Here is a 19,418-nt window from a genome sequence, read left to right as displayed (position 1 = left end):
GCTGCCGCCCTTTCGATGTTCGATCATGATCGCCGCGCGTTCTTCCGCGCTCAAATGCTTGTAGTTCTTCTTCATCGCAACACCCTACCTCATTCAAGGTGTTGCACTTGGAACTAGAGACTAAGCAGTCTTCGACTCGAAGCGCGACGATCATGGTAACCAAAGTCGTCTCAGGCGACATTGGATATGGAGTGACGCGGGAAACAGGCACACTCACGCGCATGAACCAGGTGTTCGTCGTCCTGAAATACGAAACCTATAACGGCATGCCATATTACGTCCTTACCGCCTACCTTGAATGAGAAATCAATGAGTTACTCCGAGCGCTATCCAGCAATGGAGCATATTTTTAATGTGTATTTCGGCCAGGACTTCGACCTGTTCGGGGAGAACGTGCAAGAAATTGTCGCGTGTTACAAGAAAGACAGCCCTTACGATTATGAATATTTGATTCGCGAAATTGACTCGTTCAGGAGCGAACATCCGAGTGACCTGGACGCCACTTTCAAACAGGTGTTCAGGAGGGGGTTTCGTCCCGAAGGCTGGGGCTACACAACCGCCTCTTTTCTCGACGAGATCCAGCGCGTTCTGAGCGAATAATCGGCTTGTTGCCAGTTGCGGACAGTTCCGTGCGGTCCGACGTCTATGCACGGGACGTTCTCAGTGTCGATCTATCGCTTTCGACTCGCGCCATCTCTCGCCGACAAAGGGAGGCGAATCTGCTTTCCTTCCGGCGCAAAACCAGAGCCCCGTGCCCATTTTCACTCCGCCCCGATCGCCCACTCCACCGCCGCCTGCGCATGCAACGCAGTGGTATCGAACACCGGCAGCACCGAATCTTCCGGCTTGATCAGCAGCGTGATCTCGGTGCAGCCGAGTATCACCGCCTGCGCGCCACGCGCGGCCAGATGCTCGATCGCGCGTTGATAAACCTTGCGCGACGCGTCGGCCACGTTACCGTGGCATAGCTCGTCGTAAATGATGCGGTGCACGTCCGCGCGTTCGTCCTCGTCAGGCACGAGCGTGTCGAGTCCATAGCGCTCGCGCAGCCGGCCCATATAGAACGTCTGCTCCATCGTGTAGCGCGTGCCGAGCAGGCCCACCCGCTCGACGCCCGCCGCGCGCAGCGCCGCGCCGGTCGGATCGGCGATGTGCAGGAACGGTACGGTGATCGCCTGCTCGATCGATTCGCACACGCGATGCATCGTGTTCGTCGCAAGAATCACGAGATCGGCGCCGCCGCGTTCGAGCTGGCGCGCGGCGTCGGCCATCTGTTCGCCGAGCGCGTGCCAGTCGCCGGCGCGCTGGTTCGCCTCGATCGACGCGAAATCGACGGTCAGCAGAAGACTGCGCGCGTTGTGATGGCCGCCGAGCCGCGCCTTCGCGTGGCGGTTCAGCAGCCGGTAATACTCGGTGGACGACTCCCAGCTCATTCCGCCGATCACGCCGATCGTTTTCATCTGTACGCTCCGTCAATGCAGGGCCGAAACGGCGAGTATAGGCGCGTCGCATCGCGCGCAGCCGGTACGGATTTCGGCCTGCGCGCCGGTACGCATCGGTGCCCGCATTTTTCTGGCGCCGATAGAATCGTAGCGAGTCCGAACGCGATCAACCGGAGCGAACATGGATCTGATCATCCGCCACGCGACGCTGCCGCGCAGTGCCGCCCAGCTGTCCCCGCATCACCAGTCCCCAATCGACATCGGCATCGACGCGGGCCGTATCGTCGCCATCGAGCCGAACCTGGCCGCGAGCGCGCGCGAAGAAATCGACGCGGCCGGTTCGCTCGTCACGCCGCCGTTCGTCGACCCGCATTTCCATATGGACGCGACGCTGTCGTACGGTTTGCCGCGCGTGAACGCGTCGGGCACGCTGCTCGAAGGCATCGCGCTATGGGGCGAGCTGAAGCCCGAGCTCACGCAGCAAGCGTTGATCGAACGCGCGATGCAGTATTGCGATTGGGCGGTCGCGCGCGGCCTGCTCGCGATCCGCAGCCACGTCGACGTGTGCGATCCGCGTCTGCTCGCGGTCGAGGCATTGCTCGAAGTGAAGCGCCGCGTCGCGCCGTATCTCGATCTGCAGTTGGTTGCCTTCCCGCAAGACGGTCTGCTGCGCAGCGCCGGCGCGTTCGATAATCTGAAGCGCGCGATCGACATGGGCGTCGACGTGGTCGGCGGCATTCCGCATTTCGAGCGGACGATGGCCGACGGCGCGCAGTCGGTGCGCATGCTGTGCGAGTACGCGGCCGAAAAGGGCCTGCGCGTCGATATGCATTGCGACGAATCGGACGATCCGCTATCGCGCCACATCGAAACGCTCGCGGCCGAAACGCACCGGCTCGGCCTGCACGGACGTGTCGCCGGCTCGCACCTGACGTCGATGCATTCGATGGACAACTACTACGTGAGCAAGCTGTTGCCGTTGATTCGCGAGTCGGGCGTCGCGGCGATCGCGAATCCGCTGATCAACATCACGCTGCAAGGCCGCAGCGACACGTACCCGAAACGGCGCGGCATGACGCGGGTGCCGGAGATGCTGGCCGCGGGCATCACGGTCGCGTTCGGCCACGACTGCGTGATGGACCCGTGGTACAGCCTCGGTTCGGCCGACATGCTCGAAGTCGCGCAGATGGGCCTGCATGTTGCACAGATGACCAGCGTCGACGGCATGCACGCCTGTTTCGACGCGGTGACCGTGAACGCGGCGCGCATTCTCGGTCTGGAAGACTATGGCATCGCGCCCGGATGCGCGGCCAATCTCGTCGTGCTCGATGCGCGCGACGAGCTCGAGGCGATCCGTCTGCGCGCCGCGCGGCTCGTGGTGGTGAGCCGGGGCAGGGTGGTCGGCCGCGCGCCGGCCGCGAGCGTGTCGTTATCGCTCGAAGGGCGGCCTGAGCAGGTCGATTTCAAGCTGCATCGCGCGTAGCGACGTATCTCGCGCATCAATGACAAACCGGCGGCCTGCGCGAGCAGACCGCCGGTTTTTCTATCGGCATCGTTCATTCAGCGCCATCGCATCCAGGCCGAACGAACGATCATCGCGACGTTTCAATCGCTCAGTGCGCGGCACCCGGCGCCATGCCGTTATGCCGTAGCAGCGCATCGATATTCGGCTCGCGGCCACGGAACGCCTTGAACGATTCCATCGCCGGACGGCTGCCGCCCACTTCGAGAATCTCGCGACGATAACGCATGCCGGTCGACTGATCGAGCACGCTGCCCGCGGCTTGCGCGGCTTCCTCGAACGCCGCGTACGCGTCGGCCGACAGCACTTCAGCCCACTTGTAGCTGTAGTAGCCGGCCGCGTAACCACCCGCGAAAATATGGCTGAACGTATTCGGCCAACGCGAGAACGGCGCTTGCGGCACGACGTGGAAGCGTTCGTTGATTTCGCGCGCGAGTTCGTTGGCGCTCTTCGCGCCGTTCGCGTCGAAGCCGGTATGCAGTTGCATGTCGAACATCGAGAACACGATCTGCCGCAGCGTGCCGAGGCCGCTCTGGAAGTTCTTCGCGGCGAGCATCTTGTCGAACAGCTCGCGCGGCAGCGGCTTCGCGGTATCGACGTGCGAGGTCATGTCGGACAGCACGTCCCACTCCCAGCAGAAGTTCTCCATGAACTGCGAAGGCAGCTCGACCGCGTCCCATTCGACGCCGTTGATGCCCGACACGCCGAGCTCATCGACGCGCGTGAGCATGTGATGCAAGCCGTGGCCGAACTCATGGAACAGCGTGATCACTTCGTCGTGCGTGAAGCAGGCGGGCTTGCCGCCGACCGGCGCCGAGAAATTACAGGTCAGATACGCGACCGGCGTTTGCACCGCGCCATGCGCGAGCTTGTGACGGCCGCGTGCGTCGTCCATCCAGGCGCCGCCGCGCTTGCCTTCGCGTGCATACAGGTCGAGATAGAACTGCGCGACGAGGCCGCCGTCCTGATTCTCGACGCGGAAGAAGCGCACGTCCGGATGCCAGACGGCCGCTTCGTCGCGGCGGATGCGCACGCCGAACAGCGTCTCGGTGACCTTGAACAGGCCCTTGAACACCGCGTCTTCCGGGAAGTACTGCTTCACTTCGTTTTCCGAGAACGAATAGCGCTTCTGGCGCAGGCGCTCGGCGGCGAACGTCATGTCCCACGGCTGCAGATCGGTCATGCCGAGTTCGCTCGCGGCAAATTCGCGCAGCTCTTTCCAGTCCTGCTCGGCATGCGGACGCGCGCGCGTCGCGAGGTCTTCGAGGAAGGCCATTACCTGCGCCGGCGATTCGGCCATCTTCGGCGCGAGCGACACTTCGGCGAAGTTGCCGTAGCCGAGCATCTGCGCTTCTTCGGCGCGCAGCTTCAGTTCGTCGGCGAGCACCTGGGTGTTGTCCCACTCGGTCTTGCCGTTGCCGTATTGCGCGCCGAGCTCGGACGCGCGCGTCACGTATGCGCGATACATCGCTTCGCGCATCGAACGGTTTTCCGAGTACTGCATGACCGGGAAATAAGACGGGAAGTGCAGCGTGAACTTGTAGCCAGTCTTGCCGTCTCGCTCGGCGGCTTCCTTCGCGGCTTCGATCACGTCTTCGGGCAGTCCCGCCAGTTGCGTTTCGTTGCCCGCATCGACGATGTACGCATACGCGTTGGTCGCATCGAGCACGTGATCCGAAAACGCCTTCGACAGCGCCGCCTGGCGCTCCTGCAATTCGGCGAAACGCGGCTTCTGGTCTTCCGGCAACTCGGCGCCCGACAGACGGAAATCACGCAGCGCGTTGCTGAGGATCTTCTTGCGTTCGCCGTTCAGCGATGCGAATTCGTCGCTGGCGTTCAGTGCCTTGTACTTCTCGTAGAGCGCGAGATTCTGGCCGACGCTCGACCAGAACTCGGTCACGCGCGGCAGGTTCTCGCCGTACACGGCGCGTAGCTCGGGCGTATCGGCGACGGCATTGAGATGACCGATCACGCTCCACGCGCGCGACAGCGGCTCGGTGGCGCGCTCGACCGGTTCGACGACGTCGGCCCACGACGCGGGCGTGGCCGGCAACGCGGCACGCTCGACGGCGGCCGCCGCGTCGGCGAGCAGCACGTCGAGGGCGGGCGTCACGTGTTCGGGTCGGATGGAGCCAAAGCGCGGCAGATCGGAAAAATCGAGGAGCGGGTTGTCTTGATGCGTGGCGGTAGTGGACATAAGGCTTCCTGTCTGACGCGGGTGAAGGGGGCGGTGCGGCGCTCGCGCGTGCCGTCTCGTGCTGGGTTGCTCGACGCCCGGCGCATGGCGGCACCGGCTACGGACATTATTGGGGCGGGGGCGCCGATTCCAATCCATCGGCTGACAAATTAACAGATGTTGCGGCGCGTTGGGCGCGCGTTGGGGCAGGGCGTGGGCCGCGGGATCCGGCGACGCGGTAAGGAGGCGGTGGTTCTGCGAGAGAGAAGGGCGGGTGATGACCCGGTGGACGAGACGGATGAGTCGCCTCACTCCGCCTCGCGCTCACCGCCCGGCGGTTACGCCTTGGCTGCGTCCGCCTCGCGCTCGGCCGCTTCGATCGTGTTGACGAGCAGCATCGTGATCGTCATCGGGCCGACGCCGCCAGGCACCGGCGTGATATGGCCGGCCACTTCCTTGACACCCGCGAAGTCGACGTCGCCGCACAGCTTGCCGGCGTCGTCGCGATTCATGCCGACGTCGATCACGGTCGCGCCCGGCTTCACCATGTCCGCGGTCAGGATGTTGCGCAGACCGGTCGCGGCGACCACGACGTCGGCGTTGCGCGTGTGCGCGGCCAGATCGCGCGTCTTGCTGTGGCAGATCGTGACGGTCGCGCCCGCTTCGAGCAGCAGCAGCGCCATCGGCTTGCCGACGATGTTCGAGCGGCCGATCACGACCGCGTTCGCGCCCTTCAGATCGATGCCGTAGGCCGCGAACATCTTCATCACGCCGTATGGCGTGCACGGACGGAACAGCGGCTGACCCGTCATCAGCGCGCCCGCATTGGCGACGTGGAAACCGTCGACGTCCTTCTCGGGCGCGATCGCCTCGATCACCTTGTGGCTGTCGATGTGCTTCGGCAGCGGCAGCTGCACGAGAATGCCGTGGATGGCCGGATCGCGATTCAGCTCGTCGATGCGCGCGAGCAGGTCGGCTTCGGGCAGATCGGCCGGATAGCGGTCGAACGACGAGCCGAGGCCGTTGTCGTGGCAGGCCTTCACCTTGTTGCGCACATACACTTCGCTGGCCGGATTGTCGCCGACCAGAATCACGGCGAGGCCCGGCTGATGGCCGCGAGCGGTCAGGGCGGCGGCGCGCGCCGCGACGTCGGCGCGCAGGGTCTTGGAGAGGGCGAGGCCGTCGATCAGTTTGGCTGTCATGGTCGGTCGAACGTTGGGTCGAGATTGGGATCGGGAATCAGGTCGGGACAGACGGTTTGGCAGGCGGGGCGAAGCGCTCGCGCGGAGGGGCGCGCGACGGCGTGCTTCGGCTGGCTGACGGAGCCCCGTCGCCCTGCGACAGGCGCGCTGCCGGTTCGGGCAGGGCGCCGCTGCGAAGTCCGACATTATACCGGCGCGGGGGCGCGCTTTCGGAGTGGATTCGGGGCGCGCGGCGCGCGTGGGAGCGTCCGGGAGGTGAGGCGGCGGTCCTGTGGCGGCAAGGAAGCGCACCGCGAGCGGCGGGGCAGGCCGCTCGCACGCCACCCGCACGCCGGACTCGGCGTCGGTCAGGCCGTCGCGAACCGGCGACGCAACCGCCACGCGTGGCGGTTGCGTACCAACGGCCCCTCCGAACGAAGGGCCGCCCGTGCCTCTGTTACTGCGCCGTTTGCGGCTTGTTCGACAGCGCGAGTCGCAGCAGATCGGCGACCGTGTTGACGTTCAGCTTTTCCATGATGTTCGCGCGATGCGCTTCGACCGTCTTGATGCTGATGCCGAGGTCGTCGGCGATCTGCTTGTTCAGGCGGCCCGCGATGATCCGCTCGAGCACCTGATGCTCGCGCGCGGTCAACTTGCCGAGGCGCTCGGCCGCGGCGCGCTGCTGCTGGACGCTGGTGCTTTCGCTGCGTGCCTTGTCGAGCATGCGCTCGACGAGCTTGCGCAGTTCGGCTTCGTCGAACGGCTTTTCGATGAAGTCCATCGCGCCTTTTTTCATCGTCGACACCGCCATCGGCACGTCGCCGTGACCCGTCACGAAGATGATCGGCAGCGACGCGTTGTCGGCGATCAGGCGTTCCTGCAACTCGAGCCCGCTCATGCCGGACATCCGCACGTCGAGGATCAGACACGCGATCTGGCCCGGATGCTGATGCGGCTGCCATGCGTCGATGAACTGCTCGGCGCTCGAGAAGCACTGAACGCGGTAGCCGTTCGCCTCCAGCAGCCAGCGCAGCGAATCTCGCACGGCCTCGTCGTCGTCGACGACAAAGACGGTTTCCTGTGTGGTGACTGGGCTGTTCATAGCTCTCCCGTAACGGTTTGTGGTATCGGCGCCTCGGACCCGCCGTTGCTCGGGCCGTCAGGCTCCCCAATGGGCAGACTGCAATGGAACGTGGCGCCCGTGATGTGGCCGTCGGATTCGACGTTGTTGACCACCCACAGACGGCCGCGGTGCGATTCGATAATCGAACGGCAAATGTTCAGCCCCATGCCCATGCCATCGGACTTGGTGCTGTAAAACGGTTCGAACAGACGCTCGGCGGTCGCTTCGTCGACGCCGGGCCCCTGGTCGACGACGCTGATGCAGACGAAGCCGCTCTCCAGTCGCACGACCACGCGGATGACTGGGTCGACCGCGTTCGGGCGCGCTTCGGCCATCGCTTCGACGCCGTTCTTCAGCAGGTTCACGAGCACCTGCTCGATCAGCACCGGGTCGACGTAGATCACCGGCAGTCGCGAGCGCAGATCGGTAACGATGCGAATGCGCCGCTTCCTTGCCTCGATTTCGGCGAGACCCACCGCGTCCGCGACGATATCCGCGACCCGCGTGGCCTGCCGCTTCGGCTCGCTGCGCTTCACGAACTCGCGGATACGCTTGATGATCATGCCGGCGCGCACCGCCTGCTGCGCGGTCTTTTCGAGCACCGGCAGCAGATTGTCGGGCGTCGTTCGACCGGATTTAACCAGTGCGACGGTTCCGGAGCAATAGTTATTGATGGCGGCGAGCGGCTGGTTCAGTTCGTGCGCGAGCGACGAGGCCATTTCACCCATCGTCATCAGGCGGCTCGTGAACTGCAGCTTTTCGTCCTGCTGGCGCGCGAGTTCCTGCGCGCGCTTGCGGGTCGTGATGTCGGTCGCGATCTGCATCTGCGCGAGATGGCCGTCGACCCACTGGATGTACTGGCGTCGCACCTCGAACCACTTCTGGATGCCGGGGATGTAGATTTCCTGCGCGTCGGCGGTGCTTTCGGTCAGCGCGGCGGCGGGCAGGCCGACGAAGGTGTCGACCATGTCGATCGAATCGGACGACGCCTGCGAGGCGTCGAAGCCGCCGCCCGCGAGTTCGAGGTGGCCGTCCGGGCGGATGCCGAACAGATGCCGGTAATAGCGGTTCGCGAACAGCAGCTCGGCTTCGTCGGCGGCGAGCACGGACACCGCCGCATCGAGGCTTTCGAGCACGGTCGTGAAACGTTCGTGGGCGGCGGCGAGCTCTTCGCGCGCGCGCTTCGGCTCGGTGATGTCGGTCATCGACGACATCCAGCCGGTCTGGCGGCCCGAGCTGTCGATCAGCGGCGACACGTAGAGCCGCGCGTGGAACGTCGAGCTGTCCTTGCGCCGCACGCGCAGCTCGAAGCCGGACGAGGGCGCCTTGCCGCGCAGCGTCATGTCGAGCTGACGCTGCATCTCGGGGTACGCGTCGCGCGGCCAGTAGGCGAACGGCGCGCTCTTGCCGACGAGGTCGCTTTCGTCCCAGCCGGTCATGCGGCAGAACGCCGGGTTCACGTGCGTGATGCGGCCGTGCATGTCGAGCACGCGCATGCCGATCAGCACGGAGTTTTCCATCGCGCGGCGGAAAAACGCTTCCGCGTAGAGCGCCTGCTGCGCCTCGAAGCGCTGGCGCGTGTGCTTCCACAGACTCCACAGGCTCCACAGTACGAAGCAGGAGAGGCCGGCCACCAGCCACACCAGCGTGTTGTTCGTGAAGTTGGTGATCTGCGGGAACGCGTACACGCGCACCGAAATGCCCTGGCCCGGCGGGTCGAGCGGCAGGTCGTAGAACATGTCGCGCGGCAGGCGCGGGCGGGTCGACGTGGTGGTCAACTCGCGGTTGTTCGCGTCGATGATCGAGATCTTGTATTTGGCCGACAGCTCGGGCGGGATGTCGCGCTTCAGAATGCCTTCCACCGAGAACACCGCGGCGATGGTGCCGAGGAACTCGCGGTCGCGGAAGATCGGCGTTTGCAGCGTGATGAAGCCGTTGCCGAGGTCGTCGTAGATGAGCGGCGAGTACACCTGGCGGCGCGTGTTGCGCGCCTCGGCGAAGCCGGCCTTGACAGCTTCGTCCATCTGCGCGTCGTTCGGACGCGCGAGCCGCTGGCCGAGCACCGGCGGCGCGGCGTTGGGCCAGCGCGGCTGCTGCTGGCCCGTGTACCAGTTCATGTAGAGGATCTCAGGATGCCCCTGCATGATGTCCGTGGTGCTCACCTGGAACGAATGCTCGTCGGCATGGCCGGCGGCGAGGTCGCGCGCGAGTGCCTGGATCTGCTCTTGCGCGCCCGTCATCGACAGGCGGATCTGCTGCTGCGCCCACGCGACGTTGCGGTACAGCGTGTCTTCCTGCTGTTGCTGCTCGCGCCGGTTCAGACTCCACAGAATCAGGCTCATGACGACCAGGAACACCAGGATCGACAGGAGCGGCGTCAGCAAATAGGAATTGGACCACCAAGGTCCGTGGTGCCAGCGCGAGGACGGCGACGAATCCGCCGGCGAACCCGCGGTGCGCGCCGAGCGAGAGAAGAGCCGTTCGGTCAACATGCGTGGCATTGTAGCTCAGCACGTCCCCGACAAATGGCGCAAAAAAGCACGGAAAGTGCAGTTAATCGGCGCAAACTAGCCGGCGAATCAGTCGATCGGCAGTCAAACCAGGTTGCGTCGCAGCAATTTTCCGCATTATGAGAATTGATCTCGTAATTTGAAAATTTGGTTGCGCTGACGTCGGGACCCTTATTACAATCGGCCGGAGCTGCCGCGGCCATTCCTGCGTCCGCGTCGTCTGTTCAAAGTGCGTTCCCATACCCAGGAGACGAGCATGTCCGCTGTACCCGACGAAGTCATGAAATATGTCGCCGCCGATAAAGACGACGATCCCCAGGAAACCGGCGAATGGCTGGAAGCGCTGGATGGCGTGATTTCTGCAGTAGGCCCTGACCGTGCCCACTACCTGATCGAAAAACAGATCGAATTCGCACGCGTGCACGGCGAACATCTGCCGTTCTCCGCTAACACCCCTTACATCAACACGATTCCGGTCGCGCGCCAGGCCAAGAACCCCGGCGACCAGGACATCGAACACCGTATCCGCTCGTACACCCGCTGGAACGCGATGGCGATGGTGCTGCGCGCCGGCAAGGAAACCAACGTCGGCGGCCACATCGCGTCGTTCGCATCGGCCGCCACGCTGTACGACGTCGGCTACAACCACTTCTGGCACGCACCGTCGGCCGAGCACGGCGGTGACCTCGTGTTCGTGCAGGGCCACTCGTCGCCGGGTGTCTACTCGCGTGCGTTCCTGCTCGGTCGCCTGACCGACAAGCAGCTCGACAACTTCCGCCAGGAAGTCGGCGGCGAGGGCATCTCGTCGTATCCGCATCCTTGGCTGATGCCGGACTTCTGGCAATTCCCGACCGTGTCGATGGGCCTGGGCCCGATCATGGCGATCTACCAGGCGCGCTTCATGAAGTACCTGCAGGCGCGCGGCATCGCGAAGACCGACGGCCGCAAGGTCTGGGCCTTCCTCGGCGACGGCGAAACGGACGAGCCGGAATCGCTCGGCGCGATCGGCATGGCCGGCCGCGAGCGTCTGGACAACCTCGTGTTCGTGATCAACTGCAACCTGCAGCGTCTCGACGGTCCGGTGCGTGGCAACGGCAAGATCATCCAGGAACTCGAAAGCGAATTCCGCGGCGCCGGCTGGAACGTCATCAAGGTCATCTGGGGCAGCCGCTGGGATGCGCTGTTCGCGCGCGACAAGTCGGGCGCGCTGATGCGCCGCATGATGGAAGTCGTCGACGGCGAGTACCAGACGTACAAGTCGGAGTCGGGCGCGTTCGTGCGCGAACACTTCTTCAACACGCCGGAACTGAAGGCGCTGGTCGCCGACTGGTCCGACGACGACATCTGGAATCTGAACCGCGGCGGCCATGATCCGCACAAGATCTACGCGGCGTTCACGGAAGCGACGAATTCGAAGGGCCAGCCGACCGTCATCCTCGCGAAGACGATCAAGGGCTACGGCATGGGCGAAGCCGGCCAGGCGATGAACATCACCCACCAGCAGAAGAAGATGCAGGTGGAGCAGTTGAAGAAGTTCCGCGACCAGTTCCGTCTGCCGATCACGGACGAGCAGATCGTCGACGTGCCGTACCTGACGTTCGAGGAAGGCTCGAAGGAACTCGAATACATGCGCCAGAAACGCATGGACCTCGGCGGCTATCTGCCGGCGCGTCGTCAGAAGGCCGAGTCGCTGCCGGTGCCGGAACTGTCGGCATTCGAGCCGCTGTTGAAGGGCACGGGCGAAGGCCGCGAGATCTCCACGACGATGGCGTTCGTGCGGATCCTGAACATCCTGCTGAAGGACAAGACGCTCGGCAAGCGCGTCGTGCCGATCGTGCCGGATGAATCGCGTACGTTCGGCATGGAAGGTCTGTTCCGTCAGATCGGTATCTGGAATCAGGACGGCCAGAAGTACGTGCCGGAAGATTCCGACCAGCTGATGTTCTACCGTGAGTCGGAGACCGGTCAGATCCTGCAGGAGGGCATCAACGAAGCCGGCGGCATGGCCGACTGGATCGCGGCCGCGACGTCGTACTCGACGCACGGCGAGATCATGATCCCGTTCTACATCTTCTACTCGATGTTCGGTTTCCAGCGCATCGGCGACCTCGCATGGGCCGCTGGCGACATGCGCTCGCGCGGCTTCCTGCTGGGCGGCACGGCGGGCCGCACGACGCTGAACGGCGAAGGCCTGCAACACGAAGACGGCCACTCGCTGATGTGGGCGGCTTCGGTGCCGAACTGCATCAGCTACGACCCGACGTTCGGCTACGAACTCGCGGTCATCGTGCAGGACGGTCTGCGCCGCATGGTCGCCGACCAGGAAGACGTCTACTACTACGTCACCGTGATGAACGAGAACTACGAGCACCCGGCGATCCCGCAGGGCGAGACCGTGGCGGCCGACATCATCAAGGGCATGTACTCGTTCAGCAAGACCGCAGCCGATAAAAAGGCGCCGCACGTGCAGCTGATGGGCGCGGGCACGATCTTCAACGAAGTGATCGCCGCGGCCGACCTGCTGAAAAACGACTGGGGCGTCAACGCCGACCTGTGGAGCGTGCCGAGCTTCACCGAGCTCGCGCGCGAAGGTCACGAAGTGCAGCGCTGGAACCTGTTGCACCCGACCGAAGAGAAGAAGCTGTCGCACGTCGAGAAGCTGTTGAAGGATGCGCCGGGCCCGGTCATCGCATCGACCGACTACGTGCGCGCGCTGAGCGAGCAGATCCGCGCGTTCGTGCCGCAGAAGTTCGTCGTGCTGGGCACCGACGGCTACGGCCGTTCGGACACGCGCGAGAAGCTGCGTCACTTCTTCGAAGTCGATCGCTACTGGGTCACGGTCGCCGCGCTGAACGCGCTGGCGGACGAAGGCACGATCGAACGCAAGGTGGTCGCCGAGGCGCTCAAGAAGTACAACCTTGATCCCGCCAAACCCAACCCGATGACCGTCTAAGGCATCACCCGTGTGCCACGATGCACGCGCTTGCTCCTCGTCGCGAGGGGCCGGCGGCGTGCGCGGCCCAGGAGACACTAACAATGAGTCAAGCGATCGAAGTCAAGGTGCCGGACATCGGCGATTACAAGGACGTCCCTGTGATCGAGGTGCTGGTGAAGGCGGGTGACACCGTCGAAAAAGAGCAATCGCTCGTTACGCTGGAATCCGACAAGGCGACGATGGACGTGCCGAGCTCGGCCGACGGCGTCGTCAAGGAAGTGAAGGTCAAGGTCGGCGATGCGGTGTCCGAAGGCACGCTGATCATCGTGCTCGAAGGCGCCAACGCCGCTGCCGCGGCGCCCGCGCCGGTTGCCGCACCGGCTCCTGCTCCTGCGCCGGCGGCAGCTCCCGCTGCGGCGCCCGCACCCGCGGCGGCAGGCGGTGGCGTGCAGGAAATCAAGGTGCCGGATATCGGCGACTACAAAGACGTTCCCGTGATCGAGATCGCGGTGAAGGTCGGCGATCGTGTCGAGAAGGAACAGTCGCTCGTCACGCTCGAATCCGACAAGGCGACGATGGATGTGCCCAGCTCGGCCGCCGGCGTCGTCAAGGAAGTGAAGGTCAAGGTTGGCGATACCGTGTCGGAAGGCTCGGTCATCGTCGTGATCGAAGCGGAAGGCGGCGCTGCCCCGGCACCCGCGCCGGCACCGGCCGCGAAGGCGCCGACTGAAAAGCCGTTCGACGCGCCGGCCACGCCGACCCCGGCACCGGCCGCGCCGTCCGCGCTCGCGCAGGCGCCGCTGATCCCGGCTGGAGAAGGCGGCTCGCGTCATCCGAGCCATGCGTCGCCGTCGGTGCGCAAGTTCGCGCGCGAACTCGGGGTGGACGTCGGCCAGGTGAAGGGCACGGGTCCGAAGGGCCGCATTACGCAGGCCGACGTGACCGCGTTCGTGAAGGGCGTGATGACGGGCCAGCGCGCGGCGCCGGCTGGTGCGGCCGCGCCGGCCGCCGGCGGTGGCGAGCTGAATCTGCTGCCGTGGCCGAAGGTCGACTTCACGAAGTTCGGTCCGATCGATCCGAAGCCGTTGTCGCGTATCAAGAAGATCTCGGGCGCGAACCTGCATCGCAACTGGGTCATGATCCCGCACGTCACGAACAACGACGAAGCGGACATCACCGAGCTCGAAGCGCTGCGCGTCAAGCTGAACAAGGAACACGAGAAGGCGGGCGTCAAGTTCACGATGCTCGCGTTCGTGATCAAGGCCTGCGTGGCGGCCCTGAAGAAATTCCCGACCTTCAACGCGAGCCTCGACGGCGACAACCTGGTGTTCAAGCAGTACTACCACATCGGTTTTGCCGCTGACACGCCGAACGGCCTCATGGTGCCGGTGATTCGCGACGCGGACAAGAAGGGCCTCGTCGACATCGCGAAGGAAATGGCCGACCTGTCGAAGGCCGCGCGCGAGGGCAAGCTGAAGCCGGACCAGATGCAGGGCGGCTGCTTCTCGATCTCGTCGCTGGGCGGTATCGGCGGCACGCACTTCACGCCGATCATCAATGCGCCTGAAGTCGCGATTCTCGGCCTGTCGCGCAGCGCGATGAAGCCGGTGTGGGACGGCAAGCAGTTCGAGCCGCGCCTGACCATGCCGCTGTCGCTGTCGTACGACCATCGCGTGATCGACGGAGCGGAAGCCGCGCGCTTCAATGCATACCTCGGTTCGATTCTTGCCGATTTCCGGCGTGTGATTCTTTGACCGGCTGGTGAGGTCCGCCGGCGCGGGCGCGGATGGTTTCGACCGATCTGCGTCGCGCCGTCCGCGCGTTCGCGTGCGCTGTGCGCGTCGAAGGCGCCGCTCATCATCGATCAATAAGAGAAGGGGACACCATGAGTCTCGTCGAAGTAAAAGTGCCGGACATCGGTGACTTCAAGGACGTCGACGTCATCGAAGTCAACATCAAGCCGGGCGACACCATCGAAAAAGAGCAGTCGCTGCTGACGCTCGAATCCGACAAGGCGTCGATGGAAGTGCCGAGCGATACCGCCGGCACCGTCAAGGAAGTGCGTATCAAGCCGGGCGACAAGGTCTCACAGGGCACGGTCATCGCGCTCGTCGAGGCAACGGCGGGCGGCGCGGCTGCGGCCGCAGCGGAGCCGAAAGCGCCCGAGAAGGCGGCTCCCGCGCCGGCGCCTGCCGCTGCGGCGCCGAAGGCCGCCGCAGCGGCTGCGCAAGCCGGCAGCTATTCGGGCAGCGCCGACATCGAGTGCGACATGCTCGTGCTCGGTTCGGGCCCCGGCGGTTATTCGGCCGCGTTCCGCTCCGCCGACCTCGGCATGAAGACCGTGCTGGTCGAGCGTTATCCGACGCTCGGCGGCGTGTGTCTGAACGTCGGCTGCATCCCGTCGAAGGCGCTGCTGCACACCGCGCTCGTCATCGACGAAGCGGCTGATCTTGCCGCGCACGGCATCACGTTCGGCAAGCCGCAGATCGATCTCGACAAGCTGCGCGATTTCAAGTCCGGCGTGGTCAAGAAGCTGACCGGCGGTCTCGCCGGCATGGCGAAGGCGCGCAAGGTCGAAGTGGTGGTCGGTACGGGTGCGTTCGTCGATCCGAACCACATGGAAGTGCAGACCGAGGGCGGCAAGAAGGTCGTCAGGTTCAACCAGGCGATCATCGCAGCGGGCTCGGAAGCGGTGAAGCTGCCGTTCATTCCGGAAGATCCGCGGGTCGTCGATTCGACCGGCGCGCTCGAACTGCGCCAGATTCCGCAGCGCATGCTCGTGATCGGCGGCGGCATCATCGGTCTCGAAATGGCGACCGTGTACTCGACGCTCGGCGCGAACATCGACGTGGTCGAAATGCTCGACGTCCTGATGGCCGGCGCGGACCGCGATCTGGTCAAGGTCTGGGAGAAGTACAACAGCAAGCGTTTCGCGAACGTGATGCTGAAGACCAAGACCATCGCCGCCGAAGCGAAGGACGACGGTATCTACGTGTCGTTCGAGGGCGAGCAGGCGCCGGCCGAGCCGCAACGCTACGACCTCGTGCTGGTGGCCGTCGGCCGCTCGCCGAACGGCAAGCGGATCGGCGCGGAAAAGGCCGGCGTCGCGGCGACGGATCGCGGCTTCATCGAAGTCGACAGGCAACAGCGCACGAATGTGCCGCACATCTTCGCGATCGGCGACATCGTCGGTCAGCCGATGCTCGCGCACAAGGCCGTGCACGAAGGCCACGTGGCGGCGGAAGCCGCGCATGGCGAGAAGGCGTACTTCGACGCGCTGCAGATTCCGTCGGTGGCCTACACCGATCCGGAAGTGGCTTGGGCCGGCAAGACGGAAGACCAGCTGAAAGCCGAAGGCGTCAAGTTCGGCAAGGCGGTGTTCCCGTGGGCCGCATCGGGTCGCGCGATCGCCAACGGTCGCGACGAGGGATTCACGAAGCTGCTGTTCGATGAGGAAACGCATCGCGTGATCGGCGGCGGTATCGTCGGTCTGAACGCGGGCGACCTGATCAGCGAAGTCTGTCTCGCGATCGAGATGGGCGCGGACGCAACGGATATCGGCAAGACGATCCATCCGCATCCGACGCTCGGCGAATCGATCGGCATGGCGGCCGAGTTGTATGAAGGCGTCTGTACCGATCTGCCGCCCGTCAAGAAGAAGTAACGAGTAACGCGGTGCGCCGCGCCTGCATGACGACATGCGGGCGCGGCAAAGCCGGTCGAGCCGTACGGCAAAGAAAAACGGCGCGCTCCATGGCGGAGCGCGCCGTTTCTGTTTTCGTGGCGGCCAGTGGCGGGCAAAAAAATCCCGGCTTGGCGGCCGGGCAAACGATACGTCATTGCAACGTATCGGAGCGTTCGGCTCATCAAACCGTATAAGCGGCAACGGCACGACGCTGTTGCTTGCGATAACGCCGGCGCAGCGCATAGGCTGGGCCGGCGTGAAAGACGACGCGAGGCATAAAGCCTTGCGTGTTGACGCGTGAAGCTTAGACGGCCTTCTTGGCGGCGGCGCGCGATGCTTGCGCAGCGGCTTGCGAAGCTGCCTTCGAAGCGGCCGTTGCAGCTGCGTTGAAGTTGCTTTCGGCGATTTCGACAGCCTGGCGGGTTGCCTTGTGGACCGTTTCGTACGTGGTGTTGGCGGCGGTGATAGCCGACTTCATCACGGCGACAGCGGTTTCCGAACCGGCCGGTGCGTTCTTGGCGACGTTTTCGACGAGCGCCTGAACCTTGCGGTTTTGCTCTTCGAATTGCGCTTCCGCGACGCGGGTGAATTCACCCTGCGTTGCCGAAACGATTTCGTACACGTGGCGGCCATACGACAGCGCCTTTTCAGCCACCGGCTGCGCGAGGCTTGCTTGCAGTGCCAGCAGTTCCTGCGCGTCCTTCACGGACAGCGCGCGTTGGGCATTTTCCTGGCTTTCGGCGAGCGTCGACTTCACAACTTGCAGGTTCAGTTCGACCAGCTTTTCGACACCTTCAAATGCTTTGGTCGTCAGGCCGAACAGGGTTTCGAAGTTGGCTTTCTGGGCTGCGGCGAATTGCTCAGGGGTCAGCAGAGTCATGGTTTACGCTCCTGGATTGCGGCCGGTCTGTGCGGACCGCATTGGGTGGGTGGCGAGACGCAGATTCATCGTCTCCCCGGACCGCGATGTTTTGTGCATCGCAGCAATGGTTCCCATTTTAGGATGCCCACAAGGAATGTCAAGCGGTTTTTGTGCATCGCACAATGTCAAGAAAATGGCGACAAAACAATAGGTTATACAGTAGGCATGTCATTAATATGACGCGGAACGATTGCTCGTTGCACCGTGCTGGTGCGACATAAACCAACCGTTCAGCAGGCCGTCGGGAGATTATTTTTTCCGTGTGGCAGCAATTCGCCCCTGAAAAACAGATCATCATCAATTCGATGTAAACCACAAGATGACAAGGAACGTTAAAGAACGATGGCAGTCGAACGCGCGTTAGCGACTTTCGTCGGACACTTAAAAAAGTCCGTCGCACGCTCGCAACGCCTTCATGGCGCGATGCAGTAGTTTCCGCCTGTGCTCTGACAGTATTTCCCCGGATCAAGGTTGTCTCAAAATTGCCGTTATCCTGCAATGATCTGCTCGATTGGGCCGGGCGGCGGCAATGGCGAGGCTTGCTGGCGAACGATCGTTTTTTTCGATCGAGGCGCGGCACTTATTCGTGTTTTCGCGATCGGAGCTGACAAGCCGGTTTAAGGAGCGCGTATAAGTGCTTCAAATTGCTAATTTTTCGTTGCTTTACTACACTTGCGGAAACCTCTCGCCGCTCCCTATCGAACACCCATGAAAACCGACATGTTTTCGTCGCTAAAAGTGCTCCACGGCGCGGCGCGCAGCACCGCTCTGTCGGTGGCCGTCTCGCTGGCCGTCGCAGCGGCGTTCGCTACGCCTGTCAGCACTTTTGCAGCTACGTCTGCTGCATCCGCAAAAACTTCCAAACACGCTAAAACTGCCAGGAAGCCTGCGCAGGCGGCCGCCACCGGAAAGGTGTCGAGCCATGCGGCGAAAGCCGGCAAGGGCGAGGCCGTGAAAGCCGCTGCGGCGGATGAAGATGCCCCGCACGTCGGCGTCAAACGCAAGCGCGTCACGTTCACGGCGAACGGCCGGCACCGTTCGGTGGTGCGACGCGTCGCGTACGAGCCGCGCCAGCCGAGCGTCGGCCAGGCGTTTGGTCTGCACGAGACGCCGGACGCGCTGATGCTGCGCTCGAGCGTCGCCTATGTGATCGACCAGAACAGCGGCGAGACGCTGTTCGACAAGAACTCGCGCGCGGTGGTACCGATCGCATCGATCAGCAAGCTGATGACGGCGATGGTGGTGCTCGATTCGAAAGAGCCGATGACCGATCAGATCGAAGTCACCGACGAAGACCGCGACTACGAGAAGAACACCGGTTCGCGTCTGTCGGTGGGCTCGGTGCTGTCGCGCGAGGACATGCTGCACATCGCGCTGATGGCGTCGGAAAACCGCGCGGCGGCGGCGCTGTCGCGCTACTACCCGGGCGGCCGTCCGGCGTTCCTCGCGGCGATGAACGCGAAGGCCAGGCAGCTCGGCATGAACGACACGCACTTCGAGAACCCGACCGGTCTGACGAGCATGAACGTGTCGAGCGCGCGCGATCTCGTGAAGATGGTCAACGCGGCGTATCAGTACCCGTTGATCCGCAAGTTCTCGACCGATCACAGCTATGAGGTGTACACCGGAAAGCGCACGCTCGCGTACAACAGCACGAACGCGCTGGTGCGCAACCCGACGTGGGACATCGGTCTGCAGAAGACCGGCTTCATCAACGAAGCGGGCGAGTGTCTCGTGATGCAGGCGACCATCCACGGCCGGCCGATGATCCTGGTGCTGCTCGATTCGTCAGGCAAGTACTCGCGTTTCGCGGACGCGACGCGTCTGCGTACGTGGCTCGACAACGGCGGCGACCAGCCGCGTATCACGAGCGCCGATGCCGGCGGTCCGGGTACCTGAAGCCGCAACGCATACTCAGCCGG

At 64.0% G+C, this 19,418-nt stretch carries 14 protein-coding genes; 8 read left to right on the top strand and 6 right to left on the bottom strand.

What is annotated here, in order from left to right; genetic code table 11:
* Positions 1-98 precede the first annotated feature (98 nt).
* Positions 99-302, top strand: coding sequence for an RNase A-like domain-containing protein (locus F6X37_RS21570; RefSeq protein WP_316251990.1), 204 nt, complete (start codon positions 99-101; stop codon positions 300-302).
* A gap of 7 nt (positions 303-309) precedes the next feature.
* Positions 310-600 (top strand): contact-dependent growth inhibition system immunity protein, encoded by a 291-nt coding sequence (locus F6X37_RS21565; protein WP_187612688.1) that lies wholly within the window; start codon positions 310-312, stop codon positions 598-600.
* A gap of 161 nt (positions 601-761) precedes the next feature.
* Here F6X37_RS21565 and F6X37_RS21560 read toward each other — a convergent pair whose 3' ends face one another.
* Positions 762-1,460, bottom strand: a complete 699-nt coding sequence (locus F6X37_RS21560) for an aspartate/glutamate racemase family protein (RefSeq protein ID WP_187612687.1) — start codon at positions 1,458-1,460, stop codon at positions 762-764.
* Between the two features lie 163 nt (positions 1,461-1,623).
* Here F6X37_RS21560 and F6X37_RS21555 point away from each other — a divergent pair, with 163 nt between their 5' ends.
* Positions 1,624-2,925 carry an amidohydrolase family protein gene (locus F6X37_RS21555; RefSeq protein WP_187612686.1) on the top strand — a complete coding sequence of 434 codons (1,302 nt, stop codon included), beginning with the start codon at positions 1,624-1,626 and terminating at the stop codon, positions 2,923-2,925.
* 130 nt (positions 2,926-3,055) lie between these two features.
* Here the strand turns inward: F6X37_RS21555 and F6X37_RS21550 are convergent, their stop codons facing one another.
* The 4 genes from F6X37_RS21550 to fixL form a co-directional block, all read right to left on the bottom strand.
* Positions 3,056-5,161, bottom strand: a complete 2,106-nt coding sequence (locus tag F6X37_RS21550; RefSeq protein WP_090800820.1) for a M3 family metallopeptidase — start codon at positions 5,159-5,161, stop codon at positions 3,056-3,058.
* A gap of 317 nt (positions 5,162-5,478) precedes the next feature.
* Positions 5,479-6,342 (bottom strand): bifunctional methylenetetrahydrofolate dehydrogenase/methenyltetrahydrofolate cyclohydrolase FolD, encoded by an 864-nt coding sequence (folD, locus tag F6X37_RS21545; RefSeq protein ID WP_090800818.1) that lies wholly within the window; start codon positions 6,340-6,342, stop codon positions 5,479-5,481.
* Between the two features lie 436 nt (positions 6,343-6,778).
* Complete coding sequence (gene fixJ / locus F6X37_RS21540; protein WP_062129599.1) at positions 6,779-7,423, bottom strand: oxygen response regulator transcription factor FixJ; 645 nt, start codon at positions 7,421-7,423, stop codon at positions 6,779-6,781.
* Positions 7,420-9,936, bottom strand: coding sequence for an oxygen sensor histidine kinase FixL (gene fixL, locus F6X37_RS21535; protein ID WP_222944900.1), 2,517 nt, complete (start codon positions 9,934-9,936; stop codon positions 7,420-7,422). The genes fixJ and fixL overlap by 4 nt, the downstream gene beginning before the upstream one ends.
* 274 nt (positions 9,937-10,210) lie before the next feature.
* Between fixL and aceE the strand changes: the two genes are divergently transcribed.
* From aceE to F6X37_RS21515, 4 genes are all read left to right on the top strand, one after another.
* Positions 10,211-12,907 (top strand): pyruvate dehydrogenase (acetyl-transferring), homodimeric type, encoded by a 2,697-nt coding sequence (gene aceE / locus F6X37_RS21530; protein WP_090800813.1) that lies wholly within the window; start codon positions 10,211-10,213, stop codon positions 12,905-12,907.
* Positions 12,908-12,990: 83 nt separating this feature from the next.
* Positions 12,991-14,643 carry a dihydrolipoyllysine-residue acetyltransferase gene (gene aceF, locus F6X37_RS21525; RefSeq protein ID WP_187612684.1) on the top strand — a complete coding sequence of 551 codons (1,653 nt, stop codon included), beginning with the start codon at positions 12,991-12,993 and terminating at the stop codon, positions 14,641-14,643.
* A 131-nt stretch (positions 14,644-14,774) separates the two neighbouring features.
* The gene (gene lpdA / locus F6X37_RS21520) at positions 14,775-16,553 is read left to right on the top strand and encodes a dihydrolipoyl dehydrogenase (protein WP_187612683.1); all 1,779 of its coding nucleotides are present in this window, start codon (positions 14,775-14,777) and stop codon (positions 16,551-16,553) included.
* 34 nt (positions 16,554-16,587) lie between these two features.
* Complete coding sequence (locus F6X37_RS21515) at positions 16,588-16,875, top strand: hypothetical protein (protein WP_184057345.1); 288 nt, start codon at positions 16,588-16,590, stop codon at positions 16,873-16,875.
* Positions 16,876-16,878: 3 nt separating this feature from the next.
* On the opposite strand, the gene F6X37_RS21510 is transcribed toward F6X37_RS21515, so the two are convergent.
* Complete coding sequence (locus tag F6X37_RS21510) at positions 16,879-17,454, bottom strand: phasin family protein (RefSeq protein WP_013089827.1); 576 nt, start codon at positions 17,452-17,454, stop codon at positions 16,879-16,881.
* 750 nt (positions 17,455-18,204) lie between these two features.
* Between F6X37_RS21510 and pbpG the strand changes: the two genes are divergently transcribed.
* On the top strand, positions 18,205-19,395 hold the full coding sequence (gene pbpG, locus F6X37_RS21505) for a D-alanyl-D-alanine endopeptidase (RefSeq protein WP_187612682.1): 1,191 nt from the start codon (positions 18,205-18,207) through the stop codon (positions 19,393-19,395).
* The last annotated feature ends 23 nt before the right edge of the window (positions 19,396-19,418 follow it).

It is taken from the genome of Paraburkholderia sp. 31.1, from assembly GCF_014397645.1.
GTDB lineage: Bacteria > Pseudomonadota > Gammaproteobacteria > Burkholderiales > Burkholderiaceae > Paraburkholderia > Paraburkholderia tuberum.
The sequence above is the reverse complement of the archived record's forward strand: the minus strand, read 5'-3'. Positions and strand labels throughout refer to the sequence as shown.